The sequence below is a fragment of the Streptomyces sp. NPDC006283 genome (genome assembly GCF_040613325.1).
GTDB lineage: Bacteria > Actinomycetota > Actinomycetes > Streptomycetales > Streptomycetaceae > Streptomyces.
Genome location: NZ_JBEXRZ010000412.1, coordinates 1 through 2,487, shown reverse-complemented (window position 1 = coordinate 2,487; position 2,487 = coordinate 1). Strand labels below are relative to the sequence as shown.

Genomic DNA, 2,487 nt, shown 5'->3' with positions numbered 1-2,487 from the left:
GTCATCCGTCGTGCCCGGTGCGGCGATAAACCCGAACCGGGCACGGGTCTCGATCACGATGCCGGTCGACGTCGCCGCCTGCTTCTTCGCCCGCTCCCGCACGCGGGGCTGCCAGTCCTTGCGCACCTCACCCGCGAGGCGGGCAGCGAGCTCGGGCCGCGGACGCTTGAACTGGCCCTTCAGATAGCGCTCCACGGTGCGCTGGGAGACGCCGAGGCGGGCCGCGACCTGACGGGTGGAGCCCTTCTCATGCTTGACCAGGAACCGGACTTGGGCGCGGGCGGTTTTCGGGATCGGGCGGGTGAACACCGCGGCGCCGGCGCCGGCGCGGTCGAGGCTGTGCTGGCCAGTAGATACCCGAGTAGTGCTTCTGCCCCTTGTACCAACGGAACGTCCGCTACGGACAAGCAGACTACAGAAGGCCGACAGGTGCCGTACCCCCGTCCCGGACCTCCACAAGAGCACCACGCTGCTGACGGATACTCACCGTCGCAGTGACACTGTTCATCGCGTACCCTCGCCCCACAGGCAACGACCCGTACAGCCAAGGGTGTCAGCCAGGCGCTGACGGGCGGAGCGGCCGGAACCCCGCCACCCGAAAGGGTGAGAGCCCCGACCAGCGAGTCTCGCCGCCGATGTGCCGCCGGCGCTGGGGCAGGCCTGGATGAGCTGGGAGAGGTAGACGGCGCCGCCGACGCGCTCCAGGTCGCCCTGCAGGGTCAGTTCGTGGGCCAGGCTGATCGAGGTGACCGCCCTCCCGGCGGCGAACATGCCCAGGATCGTGTTCCAGATCGTCTCGTGCGCCGGCTCGTAGAACGCGGCTGCGCCCAAAGGTTCCAGAGCCTCGACGATGTCGCCGATGGCGTCCTTGGACAGGATCGCCGCACCGAGTGCGGACTGCTCCGCGGCCCGGTCGTGCGCCACGCGGCCCTGCGACGCAGGGCCATCGTCCTGGTGATCGCTCGTGATGGGGCGGCGGCGGCTCGGTACGGTGGTCATGTGCACTCCTGGTCGGATTCAGGCTGGTCGGGGTGCCGCGCGGGTCGTCCCCTGGCCGGGACGACCCGCCTTTGTGCGTTCGGGTGTGCGTTTCAGTTCACGGTCAGCCGCTGCGGGCGGCCCAGGCGGCGTTGTGCGCCTCATGCCGCCGCTCCTCGATGGAAAGCTCGCGCTCCCGCTCGGTGAACTGCGGCCGCTCCCGGCGGGCCGCCTCCGCGGCTGCGGCCTGGGCAGCCAGCCCCTCGACGTACGCAACGACACCAGCCGCTGCAGGGGGCAGCGGGCCCGCAAAGTTGGCCTCATCGAGATCCTCCGACGCACCCCTCCCCGCCTCCGGGGACGCCGGGGCGCCCTGCTGGCGCGCAGCATCGCGGGCCTGCTTCATGCACGGCCCGCAATCCCCCTCGCGGAAGTACGGGTGCCGCTCGCACATTCCGGCCGGAACGGCCGGGCGCCTGCGGGCCGCCTGCGGGCCGCCTGCCGGCTGCGATCGGGCAGGGCCGCGATCCGCTTGTGCTCCAACAGCCACAGGTAGTTCTGGCCGCCGCCCGGGTTCGCCATCAGCTGCCGGCGCAGCTCCTCGCCGAACGCCCAGCCGCGCTCCGTCGCCACGGCGGCAAGCTTCGGCGCCAAGCGGTCCGCGTCGCCAGGGCCGACCTGCCACGGCGCGGTCAGCGATAGCAGCAACTCCCGTGGTGCCACCAGCTGCTCGGCAGGAATCTCCGGCGCAGCCACCGGCTGCCCGGACGGGACATCGGCCGCATCAACACCGTCGGCCGTCCGGCCGTGCTCAGACACGTCGTCCAGCGGCAGCTGCTGCCCCGGGATCCGCGCCGGCCGGTCCGCTGCTTCACCCGGCACCTGCGCCCGAGTAGCCAAGTAGCGGGGCAGATCCTCAATCCGCTCCTGAAGCACCGCTGAGACCTCTGCGCCCTTACGCGTACGGCGGGTCAGATGCGCCACCAGCACCGGGCCCAGCGGCCAGCCCTGAACAGCAACCGCTTCCGCAAGCAACGGCGCCAGACGCGCCGAGGTCGTGCGACCACACGCCCACCGCCCCGGCAGAGCCGCAAGGAACTCCCCCGCCGCTGCCGCCTCACCCCCCGGCCGCGGAGGAGGGAGTTAGGGAGTCGGCGGGGCGCGGCGCGTCAGCCCACCGTCTGGAGGAGATCGCCCGTGCTCACTGCCCCGCCCGCGCCGCCGGATCGGCCAGCCTCGCCCAGCCAGTCCCGGCCCCCGCTACCCGCACCGCCCGGCCCGGGGCCCCGGCGCCTGGAGCCGGGCATGACCACCGGCGACGGGCACGACCAGGGCGTTGTCGATGTCGACCCCTACGATCCCGGCACCGGGGAGTTGCCGGTGTTCCGGTGGCGGCAGGCTGGCCCCGGGGACGCCCCCCCGTTATGTTTTTCGCGGTCCTGCAACGGGGCCGCTGGCCTCCGGGCCCGGTATGACTGTGTCCCCTCTGTCGAACGGATGACCTGGGGG

General features: G+C 72.3%; 4 protein-coding genes and 1 pseudogene. 1 reads left to right on the top strand and 4 read right to left on the bottom strand.

The window, feature by feature from the left end:
* The 4 genes from ABZ070_RS36740 to ABZ070_RS36725 form a co-directional block, all read right to left on the bottom strand.
* Positions 1-309: helix-turn-helix transcriptional regulator (locus tag ABZ070_RS36740; RefSeq protein ID WP_356640476.1), on the bottom strand; the 309-nt coding region annotated here is incomplete at its 3' end.
* A 195-nt stretch (positions 310-504) separates the two neighbouring features.
* Positions 505-999 (bottom strand): DnaB-like helicase N-terminal domain-containing protein, encoded by a 495-nt coding sequence (locus ABZ070_RS36735; protein ID WP_356640474.1) that lies wholly within the window; start codon positions 997-999, stop codon positions 505-507.
* Positions 1,000-1,102: 103 nt separating this feature from the next.
* A complete protein-coding gene (locus ABZ070_RS36730; RefSeq protein WP_356640472.1) occupies positions 1,103-1,384 on the bottom strand; it encodes a hypothetical protein in 282 nt (93 codons plus the stop codon).
* Positions 1,381-1,914 carry a hypothetical protein gene (locus tag ABZ070_RS36725; protein ID WP_356640470.1) on the bottom strand — a complete coding sequence of 178 codons (534 nt, stop codon included), beginning with the start codon at positions 1,912-1,914 and terminating at the stop codon, positions 1,381-1,383. Before ABZ070_RS36725 ends, ABZ070_RS36730 begins: the two co-directional genes overlap by 4 nt.
* A gap of 369 nt (positions 1,915-2,283) precedes the next feature.
* On the opposite strand from ABZ070_RS36725, the pseudogene ABZ070_RS36720 reads away from it, so the two are divergent.
* Positions 2,284-2,487: pseudogene (locus ABZ070_RS36720) on the top strand (hypothetical protein); the annotation flags it as partial.

What these genes read in the sequence shown, in the direction of transcription:
- ABZ070_RS36730 (WP_356640472.1), bottom strand. Translation starts at nt 1,384, where the DNA reads ATGAAGCAGGCCCGCGATGCTGCGCGCCAGCAGGGCGCCCCGGCGTCC.
- ABZ070_RS36735 (WP_356640474.1), bottom strand. Translation starts at nt 999, where the DNA reads ATGACCACCGTACCGAGCCGCCGCCGCCCCATCACGAGCGATCACCAG.